The organism is Azohydromonas sediminis, from assembly GCF_003574675.1.
GTDB lineage: Bacteria > Pseudomonadota > Gammaproteobacteria > Burkholderiales > Burkholderiaceae_C > Calidifontimicrobium > Calidifontimicrobium sediminis.
On record NZ_QOAZ01000007.1, the window covers coordinates 80,371 to 106,175 of the forward strand.

At 73.7% G+C, this 25,805-nt stretch carries 27 protein-coding genes; 15 read left to right on the forward strand and 12 right to left on the reverse strand.

All coding sequences use genetic code 11. The features are described 5' to 3' along the window. Positions 1-7: 7 nt before the first annotated feature. The gene (locus DRV96_RS05955) at positions 8-2,302 is read left to right on the forward strand and encodes a TonB-dependent receptor (protein ID WP_119288940.1); all 2,295 of its coding nucleotides are present in this window, start codon (positions 8-10) and stop codon (positions 2,300-2,302) included. Between the two features lie 76 nt (positions 2,303-2,378). On the opposite strand, the gene DRV96_RS05960 is transcribed toward DRV96_RS05955, so the two are convergent. Next, on the reverse strand, positions 2,379-3,374 hold the full coding sequence (locus DRV96_RS05960; RefSeq protein ID WP_419187034.1) for a quinone oxidoreductase family protein: 996 nt from the start codon (positions 3,372-3,374) through the stop codon (positions 2,379-2,381). Positions 3,375-3,430: 56 nt separating this feature from the next. After that, positions 3,431-3,820 carry a DUF2784 domain-containing protein gene (locus DRV96_RS05965; protein WP_119288840.1) on the reverse strand — a complete coding sequence of 130 codons (390 nt, stop codon included), beginning with the start codon at positions 3,818-3,820 and terminating at the stop codon, positions 3,431-3,433. A 21-nt stretch (positions 3,821-3,841) separates the two neighbouring features. Between DRV96_RS05965 and DRV96_RS05970 the strand changes: the two genes are divergently transcribed. The 3 genes from DRV96_RS05970 to DRV96_RS05980 are packed head-to-tail and all read left to right on the forward strand — an operon-like array spanning position 3,842 to position 5,725. After that, the gene (locus DRV96_RS05970; RefSeq protein ID WP_119288945.1) at positions 3,842-4,147 is read left to right on the forward strand and encodes a putative signal transducing protein; all 306 of its coding nucleotides are present in this window, start codon (positions 3,842-3,844) and stop codon (positions 4,145-4,147) included. A gap of 25 nt (positions 4,148-4,172) precedes the next feature. Further along, on the forward strand, positions 4,173-5,117 hold the full coding sequence (locus tag DRV96_RS05975) for a DMT family transporter (protein WP_119288842.1): 945 nt from the start codon (positions 4,173-4,175) through the stop codon (positions 5,115-5,117). Continuing rightward, on the forward strand, positions 5,114-5,725 hold the full coding sequence (locus tag DRV96_RS05980) for a nitroreductase family protein (protein ID WP_119288844.1): 612 nt from the start codon (positions 5,114-5,116) through the stop codon (positions 5,723-5,725). The genes DRV96_RS05975 and DRV96_RS05980 overlap by 4 nt, the downstream gene beginning before the upstream one ends. A 27-nt stretch (positions 5,726-5,752) precedes the next feature. On the opposite strand, the gene DRV96_RS05985 is transcribed toward DRV96_RS05980, so the two are convergent. Next, positions 5,753-6,649: a LysR family transcriptional regulator ArgP gene (locus DRV96_RS05985; protein ID WP_119288846.1), complete on the reverse strand. Its 897-nt coding sequence runs from the start codon at positions 6,647-6,649 to the stop codon at positions 5,753-5,755. Between the two features lie 76 nt (positions 6,650-6,725). Here DRV96_RS05985 and DRV96_RS05990 point away from each other — a divergent pair, with 76 nt between their 5' ends. After that, positions 6,726-7,349, forward strand: a complete 624-nt coding sequence (locus DRV96_RS05990) for a LysE/ArgO family amino acid transporter (protein ID WP_119288848.1) — start codon at positions 6,726-6,728, stop codon at positions 7,347-7,349. A 30-nt stretch (positions 7,350-7,379) separates the two neighbouring features. Here DRV96_RS05990 and acuI read toward each other — a convergent pair whose 3' ends face one another. After that, a complete protein-coding gene (gene acuI, locus DRV96_RS05995; RefSeq protein ID WP_119288849.1) occupies positions 7,380-8,360 on the reverse strand; it encodes an acrylyl-CoA reductase (NADPH) in 981 nt (326 codons plus the stop codon). 105 nt (positions 8,361-8,465) lie between these two features. Between acuI and DRV96_RS06000 the strand changes: the two genes are divergently transcribed. The 8 genes from DRV96_RS06000 to DRV96_RS06035 all read left to right on the forward strand — a co-directional run bounded on the left by DRV96_RS06000 (position 8,466) and on the right by DRV96_RS06035 (position 14,336). After that, positions 8,466-9,035 carry a C40 family peptidase gene (locus DRV96_RS06000; protein ID WP_119288851.1) on the forward strand — a complete coding sequence of 190 codons (570 nt, stop codon included), beginning with the start codon at positions 8,466-8,468 and terminating at the stop codon, positions 9,033-9,035. 47 nt (positions 9,036-9,082) lie between these two features. After that, positions 9,083-10,207: a GTP 3',8-cyclase MoaA gene (gene moaA, locus DRV96_RS06005; protein ID WP_119288853.1), complete on the forward strand. Its 1,125-nt coding sequence runs from the start codon at positions 9,083-9,085 to the stop codon at positions 10,205-10,207. Positions 10,208-10,209: 2 nt separating this feature from the next. Continuing rightward, positions 10,210-10,518 carry a hypothetical protein gene (locus tag DRV96_RS06010; protein WP_119288855.1) on the forward strand — a complete coding sequence of 103 codons (309 nt, stop codon included), beginning with the start codon at positions 10,210-10,212 and terminating at the stop codon, positions 10,516-10,518. Continuing rightward, a complete protein-coding gene (mobA, locus tag DRV96_RS06015; protein ID WP_119288857.1) occupies positions 10,511-11,122 on the forward strand; it encodes a molybdenum cofactor guanylyltransferase MobA in 612 nt (203 codons plus the stop codon). Before DRV96_RS06010 ends, mobA begins: the two co-directional genes overlap by 8 nt. Positions 11,123-11,129: 7 nt before the next feature. Continuing rightward, complete coding sequence (gene moeA / locus DRV96_RS06020) at positions 11,130-12,416, forward strand: molybdopterin molybdotransferase MoeA (RefSeq protein ID WP_119288859.1); 1,287 nt, start codon at positions 11,130-11,132, stop codon at positions 12,414-12,416. A gap of 185 nt (positions 12,417-12,601) precedes the next feature. Beyond that, the gene (locus tag DRV96_RS18550) at positions 12,602-13,531 is read left to right on the forward strand and encodes a M23 family metallopeptidase (RefSeq protein ID WP_162910963.1); all 930 of its coding nucleotides are present in this window, start codon (positions 12,602-12,604) and stop codon (positions 13,529-13,531) included. Positions 13,532-13,540: 9 nt separating this feature from the next. Then, complete coding sequence (locus DRV96_RS06030) at positions 13,541-13,876, forward strand: hypothetical protein (protein WP_119288864.1); 336 nt, start codon at positions 13,541-13,543, stop codon at positions 13,874-13,876. 10 nt (positions 13,877-13,886) lie between these two features. After that, on the forward strand, positions 13,887-14,336 hold the full coding sequence (locus tag DRV96_RS06035; RefSeq protein ID WP_119288866.1) for a bactofilin family protein: 450 nt from the start codon (positions 13,887-13,889) through the stop codon (positions 14,334-14,336). A gap of 16 nt (positions 14,337-14,352) precedes the next feature. Here DRV96_RS06035 and DRV96_RS06040 read toward each other — a convergent pair whose 3' ends face one another. The 4 genes from DRV96_RS06040 to DRV96_RS06055 form a co-directional block, all read right to left on the reverse strand. Next, complete coding sequence (locus tag DRV96_RS06040) at positions 14,353-17,427, reverse strand: efflux RND transporter permease subunit (protein ID WP_119288948.1); 3,075 nt, start codon at positions 17,425-17,427, stop codon at positions 14,353-14,355. A gap of 10 nt (positions 17,428-17,437) precedes the next feature. Beyond that, positions 17,438-18,676, reverse strand: a complete 1,239-nt coding sequence (locus DRV96_RS06045) for an efflux RND transporter periplasmic adaptor subunit (RefSeq protein ID WP_162910964.1) — start codon at positions 18,674-18,676, stop codon at positions 17,438-17,440. Positions 18,677-18,769: 93 nt separating this feature from the next. Beyond that, complete coding sequence (gene rnhA, locus DRV96_RS06050) at positions 18,770-19,222, reverse strand: ribonuclease HI (RefSeq protein WP_119288869.1); 453 nt, start codon at positions 19,220-19,222, stop codon at positions 18,770-18,772. After that, a complete protein-coding gene (locus DRV96_RS06055; RefSeq protein ID WP_419187035.1) occupies positions 19,219-20,028 on the reverse strand; it encodes a class I SAM-dependent methyltransferase in 810 nt (269 codons plus the stop codon). The genes rnhA and DRV96_RS06055 overlap by 4 nt, the downstream gene beginning before the upstream one ends. Positions 20,029-20,143: 115 nt before the next feature. Between DRV96_RS06055 and gloB the strand changes: the two genes are divergently transcribed. Next, entirely contained in the window at positions 20,144-20,932 is a 789-nt protein-coding gene (gloB, locus tag DRV96_RS06060) for a hydroxyacylglutathione hydrolase (RefSeq protein WP_119288873.1), read from the forward strand. Further along, a complete protein-coding gene (locus tag DRV96_RS06065; protein WP_119288875.1) occupies positions 20,929-22,506 on the forward strand; it encodes a transglycosylase SLT domain-containing protein in 1,578 nt (525 codons plus the stop codon). The genes gloB and DRV96_RS06065 overlap by 4 nt, the downstream gene beginning before the upstream one ends. Before the next feature lie 21 nt (positions 22,507-22,527). Here the strand turns inward: DRV96_RS06065 and DRV96_RS06070 are convergent, their stop codons facing one another. From DRV96_RS06070 to dnaX, 4 genes are all read right to left on the reverse strand, one after another. Continuing rightward, positions 22,528-22,890 carry a cupin domain-containing protein gene (locus tag DRV96_RS06070; protein ID WP_119288877.1) on the reverse strand — a complete coding sequence of 121 codons (363 nt, stop codon included), beginning with the start codon at positions 22,888-22,890 and terminating at the stop codon, positions 22,528-22,530. A gap of 11 nt (positions 22,891-22,901) precedes the next feature. After that, entirely contained in the window at positions 22,902-23,489 is a 588-nt protein-coding gene (gene recR / locus DRV96_RS06075) for a recombination mediator RecR (protein ID WP_119288879.1), read from the reverse strand. Positions 23,490-23,583: 94 nt separating this feature from the next. After that, the gene (locus tag DRV96_RS06080; RefSeq protein ID WP_119288881.1) at positions 23,584-23,910 is read right to left on the reverse strand and encodes a YbaB/EbfC family nucleoid-associated protein; all 327 of its coding nucleotides are present in this window, start codon (positions 23,908-23,910) and stop codon (positions 23,584-23,586) included. A 19-nt stretch (positions 23,911-23,929) separates the two neighbouring features. Continuing rightward, positions 23,930-25,765: a DNA polymerase III subunit gamma/tau gene (gene dnaX, locus DRV96_RS06085; protein WP_119288883.1), complete on the reverse strand. Its 1,836-nt coding sequence runs from the start codon at positions 25,763-25,765 to the stop codon at positions 23,930-23,932. Positions 25,766-25,805 lie beyond the last annotated feature (40 nt).

Here is a 25,805-nt window from a genome sequence, read left to right on the forward strand (position 1 = left end):
GGAGACCATGACCGCTCGACTGCTTTGCATCGCGCGCCGCCGGCACGCGTTCACCCCCCTGCGACCCGCTGCGCTCGCGGCAGCGTGCATCGCCGCACTGATGCCGGCGGCGCTGCACGCCCAGACGCCGGCCGCCACCGTGGAAATCATCGGCACCGCGCCGCTGCCCGGCCAGGGCATCGACCGCAACTGGCTGCCCTACGGCACGCAGGTCCTGCGCCGTGCCGAGATCGACGGCGCCGGCAGCGACAACCTGATCGACCTGTTCGACCGCCGGCTGCCCGGTGTGCAGCGCAACGACATCCAGGGCAGCCCCTACCAGGGCGACCTCACTTACCGCGGCTTCCGCGCCTCGGGGCTGCTGGGCGCCGCGCAGGGGCTGTCGGTGTATCTCGACGGCGTGCGCATCAACGAGGCTTTCGGCGACATCGTGCAATGGGACCTCGTGCCCGAGTACGCGCTCGACAGCGTCGCCCTCGTGCCCGGCGCCAACCCGGCATTCGGCCTGAACACCCTCGGCGGCGCGATCTCGCTGACGACGCTCGACGGCCGCCGGGCGGCCGGCACGCGCGCCGATCTGACGCTGGGCAGCTTCGGCCGCCGACGCGTCGACGCGTCCCACGGAAGCGCGGGCGACGACGGCTGGCACCACTACGTCGCCGGCACGGCGTTCGCCGAGGACGGCTGGCGCGACCATTCCGCCGGCCGCATCGGCCTGGTCTTTGCCAAGGTCGGGCACAGCCAGGGCGACACCGACTGGTCGCTCGGACTGCTGGCCGGCCGCAGCCGCCTGATCGGCAACGGCCTCGTGCCCGCCTACACGCTCGACGACGACGGCGGCGACATCGACACCGAGCCCGATCTGTACGCCGCGCGGCGCAGTGCGATCTACACGCACCCCGACCTGACGCGCAACGAGCTGCTGCAGCTGGCGTTCAACGCCCGCCACGCGATCGATGCCGCCACCGAGCTCGAGCTGCTGGCCTACGTGCGCTCGAGCCGCCGCCGCACCGTCAACGGCGACGCCGCCGACGACGGCGATGCCGAGGCGTCGCTGAACAGCTCGCACACGACGCAGCTCACGGGCGGCGTCGCGGCCAGCGTGTCACGCAGCGTCGGCAGCCACCAGCTGCAGTTGGGCGCGTCGCTCGACGCCGGACGCACGCGCTACGCACAGACCGAACAGGAAGGCGAGTTCACCGCCTCGCGCGGCGTCGTCGGCGATCCCGACGAGCCGCCCGAACTCAGCGCGAAGGTGCGCGGCCGGTCGCTGGCCTTCGGCCTGTGGGCGATGGACACCTGGCGGCTCGCGCCGGCCACCGCGCTGACGGCCTCGGCGCGCTACAACCACGCGCGTGTCAGCAACACGCTGACCACCGTCGACGACGACACCGGCCTGCTGGAAGAAAAGCCGCGGGAGCGCTTCACGTACCGCAGCCTGAACCCGGCGCTGGGCCTGGCGCACCAGCCGACGCCGTCGCTGACGCTGTTCGGCAACGTGGCGCGCAACACGCGCGTGCCCACCGTGATCGAACTCGGCTGCGCCGACCCCGACGAGCCGTGCCGCCTGCCGGCCGGGCTGCAGAGCGACCCGTACCTGAAGCAGGTGAAATCGACCACCGTCGAAGTCGGCGCGCGCTGGCGCGTGACGGACGCACAGCGAATCGCGCTGTCGCTGTACCGCACCGACAACCGCGACGACATCCTGTTCACCAGCGTCAGCGCGACCAGCCAGCTCGGCTACTTCCGCAACTTCGACAAGACGCGGCACCAGGGGCTCGACGTGCAGTGGGACGGCCGCCTCGGCGCCGTGCGCGCGTGGGCCGCCTACAGCCTGCTCGAGGCCACTTACCAGGCCGACGGCACGCTGCGCATCGGCGAGCGCAACGTCGAGGTCAGCCCGGGCATGCTCATGGCCGGGCTGCCGCGGCACACCGTCAAGATGGGGCTGGACTGGCAGGTCGCACCGGCGTGGACGCTCGGTGCCGATGCCAGCTGGCGCTCGCGGCGCATCGTGCAGGGCAACGAAGACGGTCTCGTCGAGGACGGCGGCGACGCCTTCGATGCGAGCCTGCCCGGCTATGCCCTCGTCAATCTGCGCGCCGCGTGGAAACCGCGCAAAGACATCGAGCTGGGACTGCGCATCGACAACGTCTTCGACCGGCGCTACGAGACCTATGGCGCCCTGGCCGAAACCGTGTTCGACGCCAGCGGCGCCTACACCGGTGTCGAGCGCGACGCCGTCTTCGTCGCACCCGGCGCCCCCCGCGCGTATTACGTGACGCTGCGCGTGCGCTTCTGAGCTCAGGAGCGGCAGGCGGCAGCGCGCGGCTGCCCCAAGAACCTCAGGGCAGTAGCACGCTGCTGCCGCACGAACCTCAGGGCAGCAGCACGCTGCTGCCCGTGGTGCGCCGCGCCTCGAGATCGCGGTGCGCGAGCGCGACGTCGGCCAGCGGGTAGCGCTGGTCGATGCGGATCTTGACCTGCCCCGACAGCACGACGGCGAACAGGTCGTCGGCCATCGCCTGCGTGCTCTCGCGCGTGGCGATGTGCGTGAACAGCGTCTGCCGCGTGACGTACAGCGAACCCTTGGCCGCCAGCGTCGCCACCTGCAGCGGCGGCACCGGCCCCGACGACTGGCCGAAGCTGGCCAGCAGGCCGAACGGCGCCAGGCAGTCGAGCGAGCGCTCGAACGTGTCCTTGCCGACCGAGTCGTAGACGACCTTGACGCCGCGCCCGCCGGTGATCTCGCGCACGCGCGCGACGAAGTCCTCCTTGTTGTAGTTGATCGCGTGCGCCGCACCGTGCTCGAGCGCGAGCTGGCACTTGGCGTCGCTGCCGGCGGTGGCGATCAGCTGCAGCCCCAGCGCCCGTGCCCACTGGCACGCGATCAGGCCCACCCCGCCGGCGGCGGCGTGGAACACGATGGGGTCGCCCGGCTGCAGGCCGCCTTGCGGCAGCGTCTTCTTCAGCAGGTACTGCACCGTCAGGCCCTTGAGCATCATCGCCGCGCCGGTCTCGAAGTCGATCCCGTCGGGCAGCTTGACGACGCACTTGGCCGGCATCACGCGCCGCTCGCTGTAGGCGCCGGGCGGCATGCTCGCGTAGGCGGCGCGGTCGCCCGGCTTCAGGTGCGTGACGCCGTCACCGACCGCCTCGACGACGCCGGCGCCTTCCATGCCGAGCGCCAGCGGCAGCGGATTCGGATAGCGGCCGGTGCGCTGGTACACGTCGATGAAGTTCAGCCCGCAGGCGTGGTGGCGGATGCGGATCTCGCCCGGACCGGGGTCGCCGACGGCGACGTCGACGAGCCGCATCTCGTCGGGCCCGCCGAACTGCTCGATCATCACGGTCTTGCTCAAGGTCTCGGCCATCGCTCGCTCCGGTGGAAGGGGGTCGGGTGCACGGCCACGCCGCGCGGCGGCGCAGGTTAGCGCATCCGCCGTGGCCGCGTGGCGCAGCGGGCGTGGCGGCGCAGCACCCACGCGTACAGGCCCGCGTTGACGAGCGCCAGCGCGCCGGCCAGCACCCACTGGGCCTCGCGCGTGAGCCCGGCCGGGTAGACGATGGCGCCGAGGTAATGCTCGACGAAGCTGCCGGCGTAGCCCGCCTCGCCAGCCGCGCGCCGCAGCGCGACTTCGAGCGGCGTCAGCGGGCACAGGCCGCCGCTGGCCTCGATCCACAGCCCCCAGGCCAGCGCCGGCAGGTGCGCCCATGCGAGCCGCGGCCAGCGCGCGACGGCCAGCGCGCCCGCGACGACCCACGCGATGAACAGCGCGTGCAGCACGAGCACGGCGTCGGCGAGAATGGCTGCGATCATGAATCGATGTTCCCACGCGCGATGCGGCGCGTGACCTCCGCGCCCAACCTCGCCGTGGCCACGCTGTGGGCCGACGTGCTCGCGCAGGCCGGCATCGCGGCGACGGTGCAGCGCCAGTGGACGAGCAGCATCGCCGGCGAGATCCCGCCCGACCAGGCCTGGCCCGAGGTCTGGGTCGCCGACGACGCGCAGCTCGACGCCGCGCGCGAGCTGCTGCGCGCGCTCGAACGCGCCCCGCAGCGCGACTGGGTGTGCCGCGAATGCGGCGAGCGCGTCGAGGGCGCGTTCGAGCAGTGCTGGCACTGCGGCGCGTCGATGCCGCGCTGACCCCCCCGTTCTCCGGACGCCGCGCATGCGCCTGTCGCCCCGCCTCGTCGTGCTGCTGACGCTGCCGCCACTGCTGTGGGCGGCCAACGCGATCGTCGGCCGGCTGATGGTCGGCCAGGTGCCGCCGGTCACGCTCAACGCGCTGCGCTGGATCCTCGTCGCGGTGCTGCTGCTGCCGCTGGGCTGGCGCGCGCTGGCCACCGCCGGCGCGCGCCGCGCCGTGATGGCGCGCTGGCGCGAGCTGGCCTTGCTCGGTCTGCTCGGCATGGGCTGCTTCAACACGCTGCAGTACACCGCGCTGACGACGTCGACGCCGCTGAACGTGACGCTGATCGCCGCCAGCACGCCGGTGTGGATGCTCGCGGTCGGCGCGCTCGCCTACCACGAGCCGGTCACGCGCCGCGCACTGGCCGGTGCGCTGCTGTCGCTGGCCGGCGTGGCGGCCGTGCTGTCGCGCGGCGAGCCGGCGCGGCTGGTACAGGTGCAGTTCGTGGCCGGCGACCTGTGGATGCTGCTGGCCGTCTTCACGTGGGCGTTGTACACGTGGCGCCTCGCGCGTCCCGGGCCGCTGATGCGCGCCGACGCGCGCCCGGCGTGGAACTGGGTCGAGTTCCTGCTCGTGCAGACGCTGTTCGGCGTCGCGTGGAGCGCCGCGTTCGCCGCCGGCGAGCTCGCGTGGGCCGACCCGGCGCCGATCGCGTGGACGTGGCCGGTGGTGCTCGCGGTGGTCTACGTTGCGGTCGGCCCGTCGATCATCGCCTATTACTGCTGGGGCCGCGGCGTCGCGCACGTCGGCCCCGCGGTGGCCGCGTTCTTCGGCAACCTGTCGCCGCTGTTCGCGGCACTGATGCAAGCCGCGCTGCTGCGCGAGCCGCCGCGCGCGTACCACGCGCTGGCGTTCGCGCTGATCGTCGGCGGCATCGTCGTCTCCACGCGCCGCCCGGCCGCCGTGGCGGCCCAACCCCGATGAGCAGTGCCACCGACCGCGACGACGACCTCGCCGACTTCGCCGCCGCGCTGATCGGCAGCCGCTTCTCGGTCGCGCCCAAGCGCCTCGCCCCTCCCGGCCCCGACGCCGAGCAGCTGCGCCGCATGGTCGAGGCTGCCGCGACCGCCCCCGACCACCGCGAGCTGCGGCCGTGGCGGCTGCTGCGCATCGCGCCCGCGCAGCGCGACGCGCTGGCCGACCTGTTCGAAGCCGCGCTGCTCGAACGCGACGCCGCGGCCGGCGCCGCCGAACGCGCCGACGCGCGCGCAAAGGCGCACCGTGCGCCCGAGCTGCTGCTGGCCGTCGCGCGGCTCGCGCCCGCGCACGACGACGTGACCGAGCCCGAGCGCTACGTCACGCTCGGCGCCGCGCTGATGGCGTTGCTGCTGTCGGCGCACGCGATGGGCTTCGGCGCGATGCTGACCTCGGGGCGCGCGCTGCGCAGCGCGCGCTTCGCGCGCGGCCTCGGGCTCGCCGACGACGAACGGCCGGTGTGCTTCGTCTCGATCGGCACCCCCACCGAAGTGCGCCGCCACGCGCGCGCGCCGGCGAGCGAGTGGCTCGCCGACTGGCAGCCGCCATCGGGCTGACCGCGCGCCGGCCGCGGACGACGTGCGTCAGCGCTCGAGCACGCGCGCCGCGGCGGCCACCACCGCGTCGGTCAGCTGCTGCAGCCGCGGTGACGCGAGCCGCGGGTGCTGCCAGTGCAGCGGCACGTGCAAGTCGTGGCCGGCGCGCAGTGCGACGAGCTCCCCGCACTCGAGCCGCGGCCGCACGAGCACCGCCGGATGCAGCCCCCAGCCCAGGCCTGCCACGCACGCGTCGACGAAAGCGTGCGTCGATGGCAGCCAGTGGCGCGGCGGCGCCACCGGCGCGCCGAGCTGCAGGCTCTCGATCCACTGGTCCTGCAGCCGGTCCTTGGGGTTGAAGGTCAGGCACGGCGCGCGCGCGAGCGCCGCGGCGTCGATGCCGTCGGCGAAGTGCGCCGCGACGAAACCCGGGCTCGCGCAGGCCACGTAGCGCAGGCGCCCGAGCGCGACGCTGCGGCAGCCCTGCACCGGCGCGGCCAGCGTCGTCACCGCGGCCAGCACGTCGCCGCGCTTGAGGCGCTCGGCGGTGTGCGCCTCGTCGTCGAGGCTGACGTCGAGCAGCGCGTCGCCGCCGGCACAGAACGCCGCCATCGCCGGCACGAACCACGTCGCGAGGCTGTCGGCGTTGACGGCCACGCGCAGCGTCGGCGTACCGGCGCCGGCCTCGGCGAGCACCGGCAGCGCGGCGCGCAGGTCGGCCTCGAGCAGCGCGACCTGCTCGACGTGGCGCAGCAGCTGCAGTCCGACCGCGGTCGCGCTGCACGGCGCGCCGCGCACGACGAGCACCTGCCCGATGCGCTGCTCGAGCAGCCTGACGCGCTGCGACACCGCCGACGGCGTCAGGTGCAGCGCCTGCGCCGCGCGCTCGAAGCTGCCTTCGCGCACGACGGCGGCCAGCGCTTCGAGCAGGGTGTAGTCGAGCATTGGCTTCAGCGGCGCTTCAGCGGGTGCAGCAAGTCTAAGTGGCGGTCGTGGCGCGCCGCGGGCATGCTGCGCGCCGATGTCCGCCGCCACCTCCGCCTGGGCCGCCGCGTCGCAGGGCTTCGCGCTCGGCGGCTCGCTGATCGTCGCCATCGGCGCGCAGAACGCCTTCGTGCTGCGCCAGGGGCTGCGGCGCGAGCACGTCGCCGCGATCGTCGTCTTCTGCATCTTCGCCGACGCGCTGCTGATGCTCGCCGGCATCGCGGGGCTGGCCAGCGTGCTCGGCCACCGGCCCGGGCTGGCGCGCGCGCTCACGGTCGGCGGGGCGGCGTTCCTCGCGGTCTACGGGCTGCGCGCGCTGTGGCGCGCGCTTCGCCCGCAGGCGCTGCGCGTGGCCGACGACGGCCGCGGCGTGACGCTGGCCGCCGCGCTCGCGCAGTGCGCCGCGTTCACGCTGCTGAACCCGCACGTCTACCTCGACACCGTGCTGCTGGTGGGCAGCGTCGGCGCGCGGCTCGGCGAACTGCGCGGGTGGTTCGCTGCCGGCGCCGTGCTCGCGAGCACGCTCTGGTTCACGGCGCTCGGCTTCGGCGCGCGGCTGCTGGCGCCGCTGTTCGCGCGGCCGCGCGCGTGGCAGGCGCTCGACGTGCTGATCGGCGTCGTGATGCTGGCACTCGCCGCGATGCTGCTGGCGGGCTCCTGAGGACCGCCGGCGGCTTCGCGCGGGCTCGGGTCAGTCGATCCGCACGACGATGCGCCCGCGCACCTGCCCGTTCATCAGCCGCTGCGCCGCGTCAACGACGTCGGCCAGGCCGATCTCCTGCGTCATCGACTCGAGCAGCGCCGCATCGAGGTCGCGCGCCAGCCGCTGCCAGGCCTCGCGCCGGCGCGGCATCGGCGCCATCACGCTGTCGATGCCGGCCAGCGTGACGCCGCGCAGGATGAACGGCGCGACCGTGCCCGGCAGGTCCATGCCCTGCGCGAGGCCGCACGCGGCGACGACGCCGCCGTAGCGCGTCTGCGCGAGCGCGTTGACCAGCGTGTGCGAGCCCACCGCGTCGACGACGGCGGCCCAGCGCTCCTTCTGCAGCGGCTTGCCCGGCGCGGCGAGCTCGGCGCGGTCGATCACCGTCGCGGCACCAAGGCGGCGCAGGTAGTCGGCCTCGGCCGTCTTGCCGGTGGCCGCGGTCACGCGGTAGCCGAGCCTGGACAGCAGCGCGACGGCGACGCTGCCGACGCCGCCGGTGGCGCCGGTGACGAGCACGTCGCCGTCGCCGGGCTGCACGCCGTGGCGCTCGAGCGCGAGCACGCACAGCATCGCGGTGTAGCCGGCGGTGCCGATCGCCATCGCCTGCCGCGGCGTGAACGCGGCCGGCAGCGGCACGAGCCAGTCGCCCTTCAGGCGCGCGCGCTGCGCGAGGCACCCCCAGTGCGTCTCGCCGACGCCCCAGCCGTTGAGCACCACGCGGTCGCCGGGCTTCCAGTCGGGGTGTGTGCTCTCGAGCACGGTGCCCGCGCCGTCGATGCCGGGCACCATCGGCCACTGGCGCACGACGGGCGCCCGGTTCGTGATCGCGAGCCCGTCCTTGTAGTTCAGCGTCGAGTACTCGACGCCGAGCAGCACGTCGCCGGCGGGCAGTCGCGCGTCGTCGAGTTCGGTCAGCGCCGCGGTGACGCCGGCGTCGGTCTTGTCGAGCAGCAGGGCCTTGAACATCGGTGTCCTCCGGCGTGTCGCGGGGCTTTCGGAAGTGCGCGCAAGTCGCTGATTCTTCGCCACATTGCGGTGGCTAGAACGCACGGGTGCTGGTATTCTGCCGCGATGGCGACGTGGCAGGCGGCTCTCGTGTCGGGCATTGCACTGGTGCTCGCCGGCTGCGCGTCCGCGCCGCGGCCGCCGGCGGCGGTGCCGGCCGCAGGCAGCACCGTCGCCGACGCGGCCGCGGCGCACCCGGGCCTGCCCGAGGTCGTGCTGGCGGCGATGAGCTTTCTCGACCGCCCCTACGTGCGCGCCGGCAACGGGGAGACCGGCTTCGACTGCAGCGGCTTCACACGCCACGTGTTCGACATCGCCGCCGGCGTGCAGCTGCCGCGCCGCGCGCACGAGCAGGCGCACGCGAGCGGGCTCGTCGGCGTGCCGCGCGATGCCCTGCGCCCCGGCGACCTGGTGTTCTTCAACACGCTGCAGCGCCCGTTCTCGCACGTGGGCGTCTACATCGGCGAGCACCGCTTCATCCATGCGCCGCGCGTCGGCGCGCAGGTGCGCATCGAGGACATGCGCGTGGACTACTGGGCGCGCCGCTTCGACGGCGCCCGCCGCGCCGTGCTCGGCGGCGCCGAGCGACTCGTGCGCGCCGAGCCGGCGCTCGCCCCTGCCGCCGACAGGCCCTGAGGCGCACCGCCGCGCCGGCGCCGGGCCGCAACGGCACAATCTGCCGCATGGCCGAACGCACGATCCCGATCGCCGACCAGCGCCACGCCGCCGCGGTGCCCGCGATTCCCGCCGTGCTGCAGCCGCCGAGCGGGCTGCTCGCCGACCGCCTGGGCCGGCCGCTGCGCGACCTGCGCATCTCGGTGACCGACCGCTGCAACTTCCGCTGCAGCTATTGCATGCCCAAGGAGATCTTCGACGGCAGCTACCCGTTCCTGCCGCACGCGTCGCTGCTCAGTTTCGAGGAGATCACGCGGCTGGCGCGCATCTTCGTCGCGCACGGCGTGCGCAAGATCCGGCTGACCGGCGGCGAGCCGCTGCTGCGCAAGAACCTCGAGACGCTGGTCGCGATGCTCGCCGAGCTGCGCACGCCCGACGGCGAACCGCTGGACCTGACGCTGACGACCAACGCGACGCTGCTGGCCAAGAAGGCGCGCGCACTCAAGGACGCCGGGCTGCAGCGCGTGACGGTGAGCCTCGACGCGCTCGACGACGCGGTGTTCCGCGCGATGAACGACGTCGACTTCCCGGTGGCCGGCGTGCTCGACGGCATCTACGCGGCGATGCGCGCCGGGCTCGGGCCGGTCAAGGTCAACATGGTCGTCAAGCGCGGCACCAACGACGGCGAGATCGTGCCGATGGCGCGCTTCTTCCGCGACCACTACGACGGGCGCGTTGTGCTGCGCTTCATCGAGTTCATGGACGTCGGCAACACCAACGGCTGGCGCATGGACCACGTGCTGCCGTCGGCGCAGGTGCTGGAGCGCATCGACCGCGTGTTCCCGCTCGAGCCAGTCGAGCCCAACTACACCGGCGAGACCGCCGAGCGCTGGCGCTACCGCGACGGCCGCGGCGAGATCGGCCTGATCAGCAGCGTCACGCAGGCCTTCTGCCGCGACTGCAACCGCGCGCGGCTGTCGACCGAGGGCAAGCTGTACCTGTGCCTGTTCGCCACGCGCGGGCACGACCTGCGTGCGCTGCTGCGCAGCGGCGCGAGCGACGCGCAGATCGCCGGCGCGGTCGGCCTGATCTGGGCCGACCGCGACGACCGCTACTCGGAGCTGCGCAGCGCGGGCCAGGCGCCGCTGGCCAGCGGCGAGCGCAAGGTCGAGATGCACTACATCGGGGGCTGAGCATGTCGGTGTGGGACACGTGGCTCACGCGGCGCGTGCGCTGGCGCCTGCTGGCCTTCACGGCGGCGAGCTTCGCGCTGCCGTGGACGCTGGGCGAGTTCGCGAAGACGTTCTACCAGGCCGGGCTGCACGGCGACCCGGTGCGCAGCCAGCTGCTGATCGACTACATCGTGATCGGCGCGATCGTGTTTTCGCTGACGATGGTCGTCACCTACGCACTCGGCGCGTGGATCCACGGCGTCATGCGTGGCCCGCGCCACGACGGCGACCGCTTCCCCGACGCCAGCGGCGAGGCGCTGCGCGATGACTGAGCCGGCGATCGACCGCGCCGACGTCACCGGCCTGATCCTCGCCGGCGGCCGCGGCAGCCGCATGGGCGGCGTCGACAAGGGGCTGCAGAACCACCGCGGCATGCCGCTGGCGCTGCACGCGCTGTGGCGGCTGCAGCCGCAGGTCGGCCACATCATGATCAACGCCAACCGCAACCTCGGCGCCTACGAGTCGTTCGGCGTGCCGGTGTGGCCCGACGCGCTGCCCGACTTCGCCGGACCGCTGGCGGGCTTCCTCGCCGGGCTCGAGCACTGCGAGACGCCGTGGCTCGTCACGGTGCCGTGCGACACGCCCGACTTCCCCGCCGACCTCGTCGCGCGGCTGGGCGCCGCCGCGCTGCAGGCCGACGCCGAGATCGCGATGCCCACCGTGCGCGAGGACGACGGGCGCTGGCGCACGCAGCCGGTGTTCTGCCTGCTGCGCACGGCGCTGCTCGACAGCCTCGTGCGCTTCACGCACGACGGCGGGCGCAAGATCGACGCCTGGACCGCGCAGCACCGCACCGTCGAAGTGCCGTTCGACGACGCCCGCGCCTTCTTCAACGCCAACACGCTGGCCGATCTGCGCCAGCTGCAGACCCGCTGATCCGACGATGAGTGCCACGCCGAGCCTCGAACAGATCGCCTCCTGCGTCGCCGGCTACGACCCGAACGCGCTGCCGGTGGCGCAGGCGCAGGAATTCATCGCGCGGCTCGTGCCGCGCGTCGAGGCCGTCGAGAGCGTCGCGATCCGCAGCGCGCTCGGGCGCGTGCTCGCGCGCGACGTCGTCTCGCCGATCGACGTGCCGGCGCACGACAACGCGGCGATGGACGGCTACGCGCTGCGCGGCGCCGACCTCGCCGCCGACGGCGCGACGACGCTCGTCGTCGCTGGTACCGGTCTGGCCGGCGCGCAGTTCCAAGGTCCGGTGCCGCCCGGTCACTGCGTGCGCATCATGACCGGCGCCGTGATGCCCACCGGCCTGGACACCGTCGTGCCGCAGGAGTTCGCAACGCTCGACGGCGACCGCGTCACGATCCCCGCCGGCGTCGTGCGCCCCGGCGACAACCGGCGGCTCAAGGGCGAGGACCTCGCGCGCGGCGAGGTGGCACTCGCCGCCGGGCGGCGGCTGACGCCGGCCGACCTCGGCCTGCTCGCGTCGCTCGGCCGCGCCGAGGTGCCGGTGTGGCGGCGGCTGCGCGTGGCGTTCTTCTCGACCGGCGACGAGCTGCGCTCGATCGGCGAGCCGCTCGACGAAGGCTGCGTCTACGACAGCAACCGCTACACGATCTGGGGCATGCTGCAGCGCCTGGGCGTCGACGTGATCGACATGGGCGTCGTGCGCGACGAGCCGGCCGCGCTGGAAGCGGCATTCCGCGCCGCGGCGGCGAGCGCCGACGCGGTGATCACGTCGGGCGGCGTCAGCGTCGGCGAGGCCGACCACACCAAGCGCATCATGAAGCAGCTCGGCGACGTGCTGTTCTGGAAGATCGCGATGCGCCCCGGCCGGCCGCTGGCGATCGGCCGCATCGCCGACGGCACGAAGGAGGCGATCCTGTTCGGCCTGCCGGGCAACCCGGTGGCGGTGATGGTGACCTTCTACGCCTTCGTGCGCGACGCGCTGCTGCAGATGATGGGCGCGGCGCCGCAGCCGCTGCCGATGCTGCGCGCCGCGTCGACGAGCGCGCTGCGCAAGAAGCCCGGGCGCACCGAGTACCAGCGCGGCATCGTCACGCGTGGCGCCGACGGCGGCTGGCAGGTCGCGATCACCGGCAGCCAGGGCAGCGGCATCCTGCGCAGCATGAGTGCGGCCAACGGGCTCGTCGTGCTGCACCACGCGCAGGGCGACGTCGCGGCGGGCGAGTTCGTCGACGTCATTCCGTTCGACGGGCTGGTCTGAGCCGCCGGCCGCGGCGCGCCCCCTCGACGCCGCGCCGCGACCTACACGCCGTTGCGACCGGTAACGGCTCGATGCGGCACATCCCCCTAGGATGACGAGACGGACGGCGGGCTGCCCCGACCTCCGCAGCGATGCGCGGCACGCCGCCGCGCGAGCCGATCCATCGAACGTTGGGAGGGCGATCCGTGTCGCTCGTGTTGATCACCGCCAGCGCCCGCCGCGCCTCACGCGTGCGCACGTTGTCGGCCGCCCGCGTCGCGGCGTGCGGCGTCGTCGCGGCCGTGGTGCTGCTCGGCACCGGTGCCACGCTCGGCTACCAGGTCGCGCGGTTCGAGCCGGCGGCGGCGCCCGCCGACGCGCAGCCGCACCCGTTCGCGCTCGAGCAGATCGGCGCCCTGTCGGCGCGGCTGTTTCGCCTCGAGAGCCAGGCCGCGCAGCTGGTGCAGCGGCTGGGCGAAGCCGCCGAGGCACCGACGCGCGTCAGGGAGCGCCGCGTGGCCGAGGAGCGCGCGCCGTCGTCGACGGCCGCCGCGACGCCGGCGAAGCCGGCTGCCGCAGCGACATCCGGCGAGACCGTACCGCCGCCCGGGCGCGGCGGCCCGCTGCTCGCCCCGCGCCCGAGCCCGGCACTCGACGTGCTCGACGCGCAGCTCGGGCAACTCGAGGACCGCATCGACCGCATGCTCGACGCCGTCGCGCAGCGCCAGTCGGACCTGATGCGGCTGCCGACCCTGATCCCGCTGCCCGAGGGCGAGCTCGTCTCGCCATTCGGCAACCGCTCCGACCCGATCACGTCGCGCCACGCGTTCCACGCCGGCGTCGACTTCGCGGCGCCGCACGGCACGCCGATCGTCGCGGCCGCCGGCGGCGTCGTCGACGTGGCCGGCTGGCACCCGGACTTCGGCTGGACGGTCGAGATCGAGCACGGCAACGGGCTGCGCACGCGCTATGCGCACGCGTCGAAGCTGCTCGTGCGGCGCGGCGACATCGTCACGCCGGGCGAGCGCATCGCGCTCGTCGGCTCGAGCGGGCGCTCGACGGGCCCGCACCTGCACTTCGAGGTGCTGCGCGCCGGCGTCGCGGTCGACCCGCGCCGCTATCTCGCGCAGCGCTGAGACCGCGCGATGCTGGGCCTGCGCCGGCTGCCACGGGACCTGACGCGCTCGCCGCTCGTCGTCGCCGCACCGACGCGACGCGGCGGCGCATGGGCCGCGCTGGCGGCCGCGGCGTTGCTGGGGTTCGGCGCCGCGCTGGCGCTGCCACACGTCGTGCCCGCCGCCGACGGCATCGACCCGGCCGTGCACTGGCAGCACCTGGCCGAACAGCACCGCCTCGCGCTCGACCTCGCGCGTGCGCGCGCGCAGGAGCTCGAGCGCCAGATCGACGCGCTGAACCAGCGCGTCGGCGAATGCCGCGACGAGCTGACGTTCTTCCGCCAGGCGCGCGAAGGCAGGCGCTGAGGAGCCCACGATGTTCGGCAAGCCGCGACCGAAACCGGCGATCAAACTCACGCAGCTGTCCAGCCTCGTCGCCGCCGGCGTCGAAGTCGACGGCGACGTCGTCTTCACCGGCGGGCTGCGCATCGACGGGCACGTGCGCGGACAGGTCTGCGGGCGCAGCCAGGGCGGCGAGGCGCCGGCGCTGCTCGTGCTGTCGGACACCGGTCACGTCGAGGGCCGCGTGCGCTGCGGCCACGCGCTGATCAACGGCCGCGTCAGTGGCGACCTCGACGTCGAGCACTACGTCGAGCTGCAGGCCGGCGCGCGCGTCACCGGCACGGTGCGCTACCGCCAGCTGCAGATCGACGTCGGCGCCGTCGTCGAGGGTCAGCTGGTGCACCTCGGCGCCGCCGACGCGGCGGGCGCGGGCAACGTCGTCGAGCTGGTCCCCGACGCGCAAGCCGGCGGCGAGCGCCGCTGACGCGGCGGGCGCCGCATCAGGCCTTCGCGGCCTCGGTGCCGGCCTCGGGCGTCGTGATCTCGCCCGGGATGCGCCTGCGCGCGAGCAGCGTGTAGACGGTGGGCACGACGAAGACCGTCAGCAGCGTGCCCACCGTCATGCCGCCGACGATGACCCAGCCGATCTGCTGCCGGCTCTCGGCGCCGGCGCCGGTGGCCAGCGCCAGCGGCACGGCACCGAGCACCATCGCGCCGGTGGTCATCAGGATCGGGCGCAGGCGCAGCGTCGCCGCCTCGACGGTGGCGCTCATCACGTCGTGGCCCGCGCGGCGCAGCTGGTTGGCGAACTCGACGATCAGGATGCCGTGCTTGGTGATCAGGCCGATCAGCGTGATCAGCCCGATCTGCGAATAGACGTTGAGCGTGCCGCCGCTCCACTGCAGCGCCGCCAGCGCACCGACGATCGACAGCGGCACCGACAGCACGATGATGAACGGGTCGATGAAGCTCTCGAACTGCGCGGCGAGCACGAGGTAGATGAACAGCAGCGCGAGCACGAACACGATGCCCAGCGCCCCCGACGACGCGCGGAACTCGCGGCTGACGCCGTTGAGCTCGGTCTGGTAGCCCGGCGGCAGCACCTGGCGCGCCGTCTCGTCCATGAACTGCAGCGCCTGCCCGAGCGAGTAGCCCGGCGCGAGGTTGGCGGTGATCGTCACCGAGCGGCGCTGGTTGAAGTGGTTCAGCTCGCGCGGGCTGACCGACTCGCGCACCTTCACGAGCGCGGCCAGCGGCACCATCTCGCCGCTGCGCGCGCGCACGAACAGGCGGTCGATGTCCTGCGGCGTCGCGCGGCCGCTGGCCGCGGTCTGGACGACGACGTCGTACTGGTCGGCGCCGCGCTTGTAGCGCGTGACGTTGCGCCCGCCGAGCATCGTCTCGACGGTGCGCGCGACCGCGTCGACGCTGACGCCGAGGTCGGCCGCACGCTCGCGGTCGACCTCGAGGAACAGCTCGGGTTTGTTCAGCCGCAGGTCGATGTCGGGCTGCTGGATGCCGGGGTTCTTCGCCATCTCGGCGAGCATGCGCTGCGCGACGCGCGCGAGGTTCTCGTAGCTGTCGCTGGTCAGGATGACGTACTCGAGCGGACGCGAGCGGAAGCCCTGCCCGAGGCTCGGCGGCGTGACCGGGAACGCCGTCACGCCGGGCAGCTGCATGAACTGCGGCAGCAGCTCGCGCGCGATGTCGGTCGTCTTGCGCGCGCGCTCGTCCCAGTCGACGGTGCGCATCACGACGAAGCCCTGCGAGACCTGCGGGTTGCCGGCGATCGCGAACACGCGGTCGAACTCGGGCACGCCGGCGGCGATGCCCTCGATGGCCTCGAGGTAGCGCGAGGTGTACTCCAGCGTCGCGCCGTCGGGCGCGCTGACGATCGACAGCAAGACGCCGCGGTCCTCGATCGGCGACAGTTCGCTCTTCGCGTTGACGAACAGCCACCAGCTGCCCGCGCCGGCGGCCACCATCACGAGCAGCACGGCCCAGCGCTGGCGCAGCGCGACGCGCAGCACGCGCGCGTAGCCGCGGCCCAGCGCGGCCAGTCCGCGCTCGATGCCGCGATTGAACCAGCCGGGGTTCGGGTCGTGGCGCAGCAGCTTGCTGCACATCATCGGCGACAGCGTCAGCGCGACGAAGCCCGACACCAGCACCGCGCCGGCCAGCGTCAGGGCGAACTCGGTGAACAGCCGCCCGGTGCGCCCCGGCGTGAACGCCAGCGGCGCGTAGACGGCCGCCAGCGTCAGCGTCATCGCGACGATCGCGAAGCTGATCTCGCGCGCGCCCTTGAGCGCCGCCTGGAACGGCGCCATGCCCTCTTCGATGTGGCGGTAGATGTTCTCGAGCACGACGATCGCATCGTCGACGACGAGCCCGATCGCCAGCACGAGCGCGAGCAGCGTCAGCGTGTTGATCGTGAAGCCGGCGGCGGCCATGATCGCGAAGGCGCCGATCAGGCTGACCGGGATCGTCACCAGCGGAATGATCGACGCGCGCACCGTGCGCAGGAACAGGAACACGACGAGCGCGACGAGCACGACGGCCTCGGCGATCGTCGTGTAGACGCTGCGCACGCTGCGGTCGATGAACACCGACAGGTCGTTGGCGAGCACGACGTCGACGCTGGGCGGCAGCTCCTCGCGCAGCCGCGGGATCATCTCGCGCACGCCGGCCGCGACCTCGAGCGGGTTGGCCGTCGCGTTGCGGATCACGCCGGTCGACACCGACGTGACGCCGTTCAGCCGCGTGCTGCTGCGCTCGCTGGCGGGCGCCTCCTCGATGCGCGCGACGTCGCGCAGCCGCACGATGAAGCCGTTGGCGTTGCGCAGCACCACGTCGCCGAACTGTGCCGGCGTCGCGAGCTCGGTGCGCGACGTCACGCTGAACTCGCGCTGCGTGCTCTCGATGCGCCCCGCGGGCACCTCGAGGTTCTGCCGGCGCAGTGCGTCCTCGACGTCCTGCACCGTCAGCTGGTAGGCCGCGAGCGCCTCGGGGTCGAGCCACACGCGCATCGCCGGCACGCGCTCGCCGTACAGGCGCACGTCGGCCACGCCCGGCACCGTCTGCAGCCGCGGCTTGACGATGCGGTTGACGAGGTCGGTGATCTCGAGCGCCGACATCGTCTGGCTCGGGAACGCGAGCCAGATCGTCGGCGTCGCGTCGGCTTCGACCTTCGAGATCACCGGCTCGTCGGCGGCGTCGGGCAGGCGGCCGCGCACCCGCGCGACCTTGTCGCGCACCTCGGCGGCGGCGGCGTCGGGGTCGCGGTCGAGCTTGAAGCGCACCGTGATCTGGCTGTTCTCGGCGCGCGAGATCGAGGTCACGATGTCGACACCCTCGATGCCGGCGATCGAATCCTCGAGCGGCTTGGTCACCGTCGACTCGATGACCTCCGACGACGCGCCGACCAGCCGCGTGCTGACGGTGACCACCGGCTCGTCGATGCGCGGGTACTCGCGCACCGTCAGGCGCTCGAACGAGACCAGCCCGATCAGCACGAGCAGCAGCGACATCACGGTGGCGAGCACCGGGCGGCGGATCGACGTTTCGGAGATGCGCATCGCCGTGCCCTCAGCCGGCGCCGCCGTTGGGGCGGCCCGCCGGTGCGCTGCCGGCCGCCGCCGGTGGGCGCGGTGCGCCACCGCCGACCTGCACGATGCGCACCGGCACCGACGCCTCGCGCGCGATGCGCGCATGCCCGGCGGTGACGACGAGGTCGCCGTCGGCCACGCCCTGCAGCAGCTCGACCTTGCCCGGCAGGCGCACACCGATGCGTGCCTCGATGCGCTGCGACACCTTGCCGTTCGGCCCGTCGACGACCTTGAACACGAACTGCCGATCGCCCTGCGGCACGAGCGCCTCCTCGGGCACGACGACGGCGCCGTCGCGGCTCGCGAACACGGTGCGCGTGCGCGCGAACATGCCCGACTTCAGCGTGCCGGCGGCGTTGTCGAGCCGCGCGCGCACGAGCAGCGACCGCCCGCCGGCGTCGACCTGCGCGTCGAGCGCCTCGATGCGCGCACGCAGCGTCTGCCCCGGCTGCGCGTCGAGCACGACTTCCACCGGCTGGCCGATGCGCACACGCGGGATGAAGCGCTCGGGCAGGCGGTAGTCGACCCACAGCGACGACGTGTCCTCGATCGCGACGAGGTCGGTGCCGTCCCGGACGTAGTCGCCGACGCTGACGCTGCGGATGCCGGCCTGGCCCGAGAACGGCGCGACAATGCGCATGCGCTCGAGCTGCGCGCGCGACAGCGCCACCTGCGCCTCGGCGACGTCGAGCGCGGCCTGGCTCTGGTCGACTGCGCTCTGGCTGACGAAGCCCTGCGCGAGCAGCTCGCGGTTGCGCTGCAGGTTGGTGCGCGCGATCGCCGCCTGTGCCTGCGCCTGCTGCAGCTGCGCGGCCTGCAGCCGGTCGTCGAGCTGCACGAGCAGCTGCCCCTGGCGCACGCGCTGGCCGTCGGCGAAGCCGAGCGCGACGACGCGCCCGCTGACCTCGGGGCGCAGCATCACCGCCTGCCGCGCGCGCAGCGAGCCGACGGCCGACGCCTCGTCGTCGATGCGCATCGCCGTCGCGCGACCGACCTCGACGACGGCCGGCCCGCCGGGACCGCCGGGCCCACCGCCGGCACCGGGCCGCGGCGCGCCGGCGGGCCCCGCCGCACCGGGCGGCCCCGAAGTCACCGCACCGGGCGGCCCCGACGCCGCCGTGCTCGGCCCGGCCGCGGGGCCGCGGTGCTGGAACCACCATGCCGCGGCACCGGCCAGCGCGATGCCGACCACGGCCACCGAAACGTACAGCGCTTTCACTTCGAAGCGTCCTTCCACGACGTCGCGGAGAAACGACCGCGACGCAAAGCGGACAACTGTAGCGGCGATGCGTAAAGCGCGTGTTGCTGGCGGTCAGCGGGCGGCGGCGGCCGCCGCCGCGGCACCCCGGTTGGCCAGCGCGTCGGCGCGCTCGTTGCCCTCGTGGCCGGCGTGGCCCTTGACCCAGCGCCAGTGCACGTCGTGCTGCTGGCGCAGTGCATCAAGCCGCTGCCACAGCTCGACGTTCTTCACCGGCTTGCCGTCGGCGGTGCGCCAGCCGCGCTTCTTCCACGCCGGCATCCACTCCGTCATGCCCTTCTTGACGTATTCGCTGTCGGTGTGCACGGTGACGCGGCAGCGGCGCTTGAGCGCCGCGAGCGCCTCGATGACCGCGGTCAGCTCCATGCGGTTGTTCGTCGTCATCGCCTCGCCGCCGAAGAGCTCCTTCTCGTGCGAGCCCCAGCGGATCCACGCGCCCCAGCCTCCCGGTCCCGGGTTGCCCTTGCATGCGCCGTCGGTATAGATCGTCACCGTGTCGTCGCTCATCGTCCCACCTCGTCGCTCACCGCCTCGGCGCGCGTGCGCTGCGGCGTCGGGTGCCGGTTGGCGACGACGGCCGGCGCCGCCGCGACGCGCCGGCGCGCGTCCTTGGCCAGACCGACGAGACGCATGCCGCGCACCCGCTTGACCGCGATGAGCGAGTAGACGGCGCCGAACACCGGCCACCAGCGGTCGCCGGTGCGGTCCATCCAGCCGTCGCCCTGCAACCAGCGCGGCGACGCGACGGGCCACGCGTAGCAGCCGAAACGCCCGCCCTCCATCTCGAAGCTCAGCAACCGCAGCCAGTCGCGCAGCCGCCAGTAGCCGATGAACTCGCCGCTGCGCGGCAGGAAGGTGTCGCCGCGACCGCGCACGCGCCGCAGCCACTGGCCCGCACGCTGGCGCAGACCCCACAGGCTCGCGCCGTTGAAGCCGAACACGACGAGGCGCCCCTCGGGCACCAGCACGCGCTCGACTTCGCGCAGCGTGTGGTGCGGGTCGCGCGCGAACTCGAGCGTGTGCGGCAGCACGACGAGGTCGATGCTGTGCGACGGAAACGGCAGCGCGTCGAAGTCGCACTGCAGCGCGACGGCAGCCCCTGGCACGCCCTGCGCGTCGTCGGACGGCGCCGGCAGCCGATGGTCGGCCGCACACCAGCGGTGCGGCATGCGGTTGCAGCGCAGCGCGTCGAGCTGGCACAGGCCCAGCTGCAGCGCGTGGAAGCCGAACAGGTCGGCGACGACCTGGTCGACGCGCGACTGCTCCCACGCGAGCAGGTAGCGCCCGGGCGGCGTGCGCAGCCAGGCGGCCAGCTCGTCGCCGCCGTGCGCGACAGGGCTCAACGCAGGCACGAAGGCGTGGTGCATGCCGGGCGACGCGCCGTCAGTCGCGGCGTGTTCGCGAGGGAGCGGTTTCTATAATCCATCGATGCCTCTCGAGCTGACCCCGCTGCCGGCGTTCGAAGACAACTACCTCTGGTTGCTCGTGCGCGGCCACGACGCGGTGGTCGTCGATCCGGGCGATGCCATCCCGGTACGGCGTGCGCTCGAAGACCGCGGCCTCAGGCTGGCGGGTATTCTAGTGACGCACCACCACGGCGATCATGTCGGCGGCGTCGACGCGCTGCGCGCGCAGCTGCACGGCCCCGTGTGGGCGCCGGCGCGCGAGCGCATCGACGGTCCCGTCGTCGGCGTGAGTGACGGCGACGTCGTCTCGGTGCTCGGCATCGAGCTGCGCGTGATCGACGTGCCCGGCCACACCGCCGGCCATGTGGCCTATTACTGGCCCGGCGACGCGACGCAGGCGCCGCTGCTGTTCTGCGGCGACACGCTGTTCTCGGCCGGCTGCGGCCGCCTGTTCGAGGGCACGGCCGCGCAGATGCACGCCTCGCTGTCCAGGCTTGCGGCGCTGCCGGGGCCCACGCGCGTGTGCTGCGCGCACGAGTACACGCTGTCGAACCTGCGCTTCGCGCAGGCCGTCGAGCCCGACAATGCCGACATCGCGCACCACCGCGAGCGCTGCGAGGCGCTGCGGCGCGAAGGCCGCCCGACGTTGCCATCGACGATCGCGCTCGAGCGGCGCATCAACCCGTTCCTGCGCTGCGACGAGCCCGCCGTCGTGCGGGCCGCGCGCGCGCACGACGGCACGCTCGCCGCCGACGCGGATGCCGCCGAGGTCCTCGCCGTGCTGCGCGAATGGAAGAACCGATTCCGATGACCGACCCCTTCCGACTGCTGGCCGCACTGGCCGCCGCCCTCGCCTTGACCGCCTGCTCGACGCTGCTGCCAGAGCCGGTGCCCGTGGCCATCTCTGCGCCGGCGACGTCGCCCGCCAGTGCGCCGGTGCCCCCCGCCGCGCCCGCGGCCGCACCACCGCCCGTGACGTCTGCGGCGGCCGCGGTTGCGGCCGACAAGGCCGCCGAGGCGATCGACCCGCTGCGCCCCGACCGGCCGGTCGTCCTCGACGCGCCCGGCGCACGCGCCGACCTGTGGCAGCGCGTGCGCAACGGCTTCGCGGTGCCCGACCTCGACGACGAGCTCGTTGCCCGGCACGAGCGCTGGTACGCGAGCCGTCCCGACTACGTGCAGCGCATGACCGAGCGCGGTGGCCGCTACCTGTTCCACATCGTCGAGGAAGTCGACCGCCGCGGACTGCCGATGGAGCTCGCGCTGCTGCCCTTCATCGAGAGCGCGTTCAACCCTCAGGCGCTGTCGTCGGCGCGCGCATCGGGCATCTGGCAGTTCATGCCCGCGACCGGGCGCGACTTCGACCTGCGGCAGAACCTGTTCCGTGACGACCGGCGCGACGTGCTCGCCTCCACGCGCGCCGCGCTCGACTACCTGACGCGGCTGTTCAACATGTTCGGCGACTGGCACCTCGCGCTGGCCGCCTACAACTGGGGCGAGGGCAACGTGCAGCGCGCGATCCGGCGCAACGAGGCGGCCGGGCTGCCGACCGACTACCTCAGCCTGCGCATGCCCGCCGAGACGCGCAACTACGTGCCCAAGCTGCAGGCGGTCAAGAACATCGTCGCCAACCCGGCTGCGTTCGGGCTGGCGCTGCAGCCGCTCGAGAACCACCCGTTCTTCCTCGCGGTGCCGATCGAGCGCGACATCGACGTCGCGCTCGTCGTCGAGCTGGCCGGCATCACCGCCGAGGAGTTCCACCAGCTCAACCCGCAGCTGAACAAGCCGGTGATCCTCGCCGCCGGCACGCCGCAGGTGCTGCTGCCCTACGACAACGCCGGCGCGTTCGTGCGCCGCCTCGCCGCGCACCGCGGCCCGCTGGCGAGCTGGACGGCATGGACCGTGCCGCGCACCGTGCGTCCGGCCGAGGCCGCCAAGCTCGCCGGTGTCAGCGAGGCGCAGCTGGTGCAGATCAACCGCATCCCGGCGGGCATGCTCGTCAAGGCCGGCTCGACGCTGCTCGTGCCGCGCAGCGCGCAGCGCACGGCCGACGTGCCGGCGCAGGTCGCCGACAACGCCGTCATTGCGCTGACGCCCGAACGCCCGCCGCTGCGGCGCGTCGTCTACCGTGCGCGCGCGAACGACACCGTCGCCAGCGTCGCGCGCCGCTTCGGCCAGAGCGCCGCCAACGTCGCGCGCTGGAACGACGTCTCGACGAAGGCACGCTTCGCGCCCGGCGCGGCGGTCGTCGTCTACGTCCCGCAGACCACGACCGCGCGGGCACCGCGCAGCAGGGCCGCCAGCGCCGGCTCGACGCGCAGCGCCGCGAAGACCACGCCGCCGCCGCGCGCCGCGAAGGCACCGGCGCGGCGCCCGGCGCGCTGAAGCCGCGCGCCGGGAGCGCGTTCAGTCACCGACGATCGCGTAAGTCTTCGTCAGCGGCTCCAGCACCTCGAACGAGCCGCGGAAGCCGGCCGGGATCACGATCGCCTCGCCCGGCCCGGCCTCCTCGAACGAGCCGTCGTCGGCGTGCACGCGGCAGCGCCCGGCCAGCACCGTGAACAGCTCGCGCTCGCCCGCGCCCATCTCGATGCGCCAGTGGCCGGGCTCGCAGCGCCACACGCCGACGTAGAGCCGCCCCGTCACGGCTTCGTCGACGAGGTTCCAGGTCTCGCGCTTCGGGTTGCCGCGCAGCAGCCGCTCGGGCTTCGGGTGATCGACCTCGGGCGTGCCGGGCATCGTGGCGTGCAGCTTGATCAGGCGGGTCATCTCGGTGTCCTTCAGCGTCGCTCGACGAGCGCGTGCGCGATCGTCGACAGGTCCACGTATTCGAGTTCGCTGCCGGCGGGCACGCCACGCGCGAGCCGCGTGACCTTCAGCCCGCGCTCGCGCAGCGCCTGTGCCAGCAGGTGCGCCGTGGCCTCGCCCTCGGCGGTGAAGCTGGTCGCGAGGATCACCTCCTCGACGACGCCGTCGCCGGCGCGCTCGAGCAGCTCGGCCACGCCGATGTCGCGCGCGCCGACGCCGTCGAGCGGGCTCAGCCGCCCGAGCAGCACGAAGTACAGCCCGTGGTAGCTGCCGGTGCGCTCGAGCGCCGCCTGGTCGGCTGGCGACTCGACCACGCACAGCAGCCGCGCGTCGCGCTGCGCGTCGCGGCAGGTCTCGCACACCGGCTGCTCGCTGAACGTGTGGCAGCGCTGGCAGTGGCCGACCTTGTCGACGGCGTCGCGCAGCGCCTGCGCCAGCCGCAGCGCGCCGTCGCGGTCGTGCTGCAGCAGGTGGAACGCCATGCGCTGCGCCGACTTGACGCCCACACCCGGCAGCCGCCGCAGCGCCTCGACGAGCGCGTTCAGGCTCGACTCGGCCACCGTCGCTCCCGGCGGGGTGTCACGGGGATCTCGCAGGCGTCGCGCACGGCACCGCCGCCTCCGGCCAGCCGCAGGCCGCTTCTGGCAGGCGCCATCAGAACGGGAACTTCATCCCCGGCGGCAGCGGCAGCCCGGCCGTGAGCTTGCCCATCTTCTCCTGCGTCACTTCCTCGGCGCGGCGCACGCCGTCGTTGAACGCGGCGGCCACCAGGTCCTCGAGCATGTCCTTGTCGTCGGCGAGCAGGCTGGGGTCGATCACGACGCGCTTGACGTCGTGCTTGCACGTCATCACGACCTTCACGAGCCCGGCGCCGGACTGGCCCTCGACCTCGATCGATGCCAGCTCCTCCTGCGCGCGCCGCAGGTTGTCCTGCATCGCCTGCGCCTGCTTCATCAGGCCGGCCAGCTGGTTCTTCATCATCGTCGGGCTCCTCGAACGGTCAATGGGTCTGATGGGGCTTGATCGACCCCGGCACGATGCGCGCGGTCGGGAACTGCGACATCAGCTGCTGCACGACGGGGTCGTTGTGAATGATCTGCTCGGCCTCGCGCTGGCGGCGCTCGCGCTCGGCCGCGTCGCGCAGCGCCGGCGAGTCGGCGGGCGCGCCGGCCTCGACCTCGAGGCGCAGCGCGTGGCCCAGGTGCTCGGCGAGCGCCGCCTGCAGCTTGTCGCGAGGCGGCGCCGTGCGCAGCGACTCGCGCGCGACGCGCAGGCGCCACACCGGCGGCGTCGCGCGCTCGTCGACGGCGACGAGCTCGGACTGCAGCGCGAGCTCGCGCGCGAGCGCGCCGATGGCTTGCCTGCGGTCGAGCTCGGCGACGACGGCGGCCCAGCGCTCGCCGAGCGCCGTCGGCACGAGCGTGGCCGGCGCAGCGGCCGAGGCGACGGCCGCTGCGGCGGTCGGCACACTCGGCCGCGATGGCGGCGGCGCCGGCGCCGCGGCGCGCGCGGCGTCCAGATCGCCGTCGTCCCACGGCGGCGGGCCGTCGTCGGGCGACGTCGCCGGCGATGGCTGCGGTGCCGCATCGCGCCGTGCAGACGCCGGCGGCGCGGCGCCGCGCGACGCGGCAGCCGCCGGCGGCGGGGCCAGCGTCGCGCGTGCCGCCGACGCCGCACGCAGCGGCGCGGCCGCCGGACGGCCCCCGTCGGGCGTGGCGGCCGCGCGCGGCGCACCCCCGGCCGGGGCGAACGCGAACAGCCGCAGCAGCGTCATCGTCAGCCCGGCGTACTCGTCGGGCGCCAGCGCGAGCTCGTTGCGGCCGTGGATCGAGAGGCTGTAGAGCAGCTGCGTCTCGTCGGGCGGCAGCACGGCGGCCAGTGTGCGCGCCGCGGCGGTGTCGGGGTCGCTCGCATCGAGCGCGTCGGGCACCGCCTGCACGACGGCCATCTGCTGCAGCAGCATCGCCATCTGCTCGAGCGTCGCCGACGCCGACAGGCCGTGCTCACGCAGCGCGTCGACCTCGGCGAGCACCGCCGCGCCGTCGCGGCGCGCGAGCGCCTCGACGAGCCGCTCGGCGTGGCCGCGGTCGACGCTGCCGAGCATCGCGCGCACGTTGGCCTCGGTCACGGTGCCGCCGCCGTAGGCGATCGCCTGGTCGGTGAGCGAAAGCGCGTCGCGCATCGAGCCGCGCGCCGCGCGCGCGAGCAGCCGCAGCGCCGCCGGCTCGGCCGCGACGTGCTCGGCGTCGAGCACGCGCGCGAGATGCTCGTGCACGACCTCGGGCGCGATCGGCCGCAGGTTGAACTGCAGGCAGCGCGACAGCACCGTCGGCAGCATCTTCTCGGGGTCGGTCGTCGCGAGCACGAACTTGAGGTACTCGGGCGGCTCCTCGAGCGTCTTCAGCAGCGCGTTGAACGACTCCTTCGTCAGCTGGTGCGCCTCGTCGATCATGAAGACCTTGAAGCGCCCGACGCTGGGCTTGTAGGCCGCGCGTTCGAGCAGGTCGCGGATCTCGTCGATGCCGCGGTTGCTCGCCGCGTCGAGCTCGACGTAGTCCATGTAGCGGTCGGCGTCGATCTCGGTGCACGCCTGGCACACGCCGCACGGGTGCGCCGTGATGCCGCCGCTGCCGTCGGGGCCGGTGCAGTTCAGGCTCTTCGCGAGGATGCGCGACACCGTGGTCTTGCCGATGCCGCGCGTGCCGGTGAACAGGTACGCGTGGTGCAGACGCTGGCGCTCGAGCGCGTTCGTCAGCGCGCGCACCACCGCCTCCTGCCCCACCATCTGCTCGAACGAGCGCGGCCGGTACTTGCGCGCGAGGACCACGTAGGACATGCGGGTCATTCTACGGGTCGCCCCCTGCCCGAGGCGGCGC

Coding starts and splice junctions, on each gene's coding strand:
- acuI (WP_119288849.1), bottom strand. CDS start 8,360: ATGTTCAAGGCCCTGCTGCTCGACAAGACCGACGCCGGCGTCACCGCG.
- DRV96_RS06010 (WP_119288855.1), top strand. CDS start 10,210: ATGTCGGTGTGGGACACGTGGCTCACGCGGCGCGTGCGCTGGCGCCTG.
- DRV96_RS05990 (WP_119288848.1), top strand. CDS start 6,726: ATGTCCGCCGCCACCTCCGCCTGGGCCGCCGCGTCGCAGGGCTTCGCG.
- DRV96_RS05970 (WP_119288945.1), top strand. CDS start 3,842: ATGCGGCGCGTGACCTCCGCGCCCAACCTCGCCGTGGCCACGCTGTGG.
- DRV96_RS05965 (WP_119288840.1), bottom strand. CDS start 3,820: ATGATCGCAGCCATTCTCGCCGACGCCGTGCTCGTGCTGCACGCGCTG.
- rnhA (WP_119288869.1), bottom strand. CDS start 19,222: ATGAGCGACGACACGGTGACGATCTATACCGACGGCGCATGCAAGGGC.
- moaA (WP_119288853.1), top strand. CDS start 9,083: ATGGCCGAACGCACGATCCCGATCGCCGACCAGCGCCACGCCGCCGCG.
- DRV96_RS06040 (WP_119288948.1), bottom strand. CDS start 17,427: ATGCGCATCTCCGAAACGTCGATCCGCCGCCCGGTGCTCGCCACCGTG.
- DRV96_RS06030 (WP_119288864.1), top strand. CDS start 13,541: ATGCTGGGCCTGCGCCGGCTGCCACGGGACCTGACGCGCTCGCCGCTC.
- DRV96_RS05955 (WP_119288940.1), top strand. CDS start 8: ATGACCGCTCGACTGCTTTGCATCGCGCGCCGCCGGCACGCGTTCACC.
- DRV96_RS05985 (WP_119288846.1), bottom strand. CDS start 6,649: ATGCTCGACTACACCCTGCTCGAAGCGCTGGCCGCCGTCGTGCGCGAA.
- moeA (WP_119288859.1), top strand. CDS start 11,130: ATGAGTGCCACGCCGAGCCTCGAACAGATCGCCTCCTGCGTCGCCGGC.
- DRV96_RS05960 (WP_419187034.1), bottom strand. CDS start 3,374: ATGGCCGAGACCTTGAGCAAGACCGTGATGATCGAGCAGTTCGGCGGG.
- gloB (WP_119288873.1), top strand. CDS start 20,144: ATGCCTCTCGAGCTGACCCCGCTGCCGGCGTTCGAAGACAACTACCTC.
- DRV96_RS05980 (WP_119288844.1), top strand. CDS start 5,114: ATGAGCAGTGCCACCGACCGCGACGACGACCTCGCCGACTTCGCCGCC.
- DRV96_RS06070 (WP_119288877.1), bottom strand. CDS start 22,890: ATGACCCGCCTGATCAAGCTGCACGCCACGATGCCCGGCACGCCCGAG.
- DRV96_RS06065 (WP_119288875.1), top strand. CDS start 20,929: ATGACCGACCCCTTCCGACTGCTGGCCGCACTGGCCGCCGCCCTCGCC.
- dnaX (WP_119288883.1), bottom strand. CDS start 25,765: ATGTCCTACGTGGTCCTCGCGCGCAAGTACCGGCCGCGCTCGTTCGAG.
- DRV96_RS06000 (WP_119288851.1), top strand. CDS start 8,466: ATGGCGACGTGGCAGGCGGCTCTCGTGTCGGGCATTGCACTGGTGCTC.
- mobA (WP_119288857.1), top strand. CDS start 10,511: ATGACTGAGCCGGCGATCGACCGCGCCGACGTCACCGGCCTGATCCTC.
- DRV96_RS05975 (WP_119288842.1), top strand. CDS start 4,173: ATGCGCCTGTCGCCCCGCCTCGTCGTGCTGCTGACGCTGCCGCCACTG.
- DRV96_RS06035 (WP_119288866.1), top strand. CDS start 13,887: ATGTTCGGCAAGCCGCGACCGAAACCGGCGATCAAACTCACGCAGCTG.
- DRV96_RS06080 (WP_119288881.1), bottom strand. CDS start 23,910: ATGATGAAGAACCAGCTGGCCGGCCTGATGAAGCAGGCGCAGGCGATG.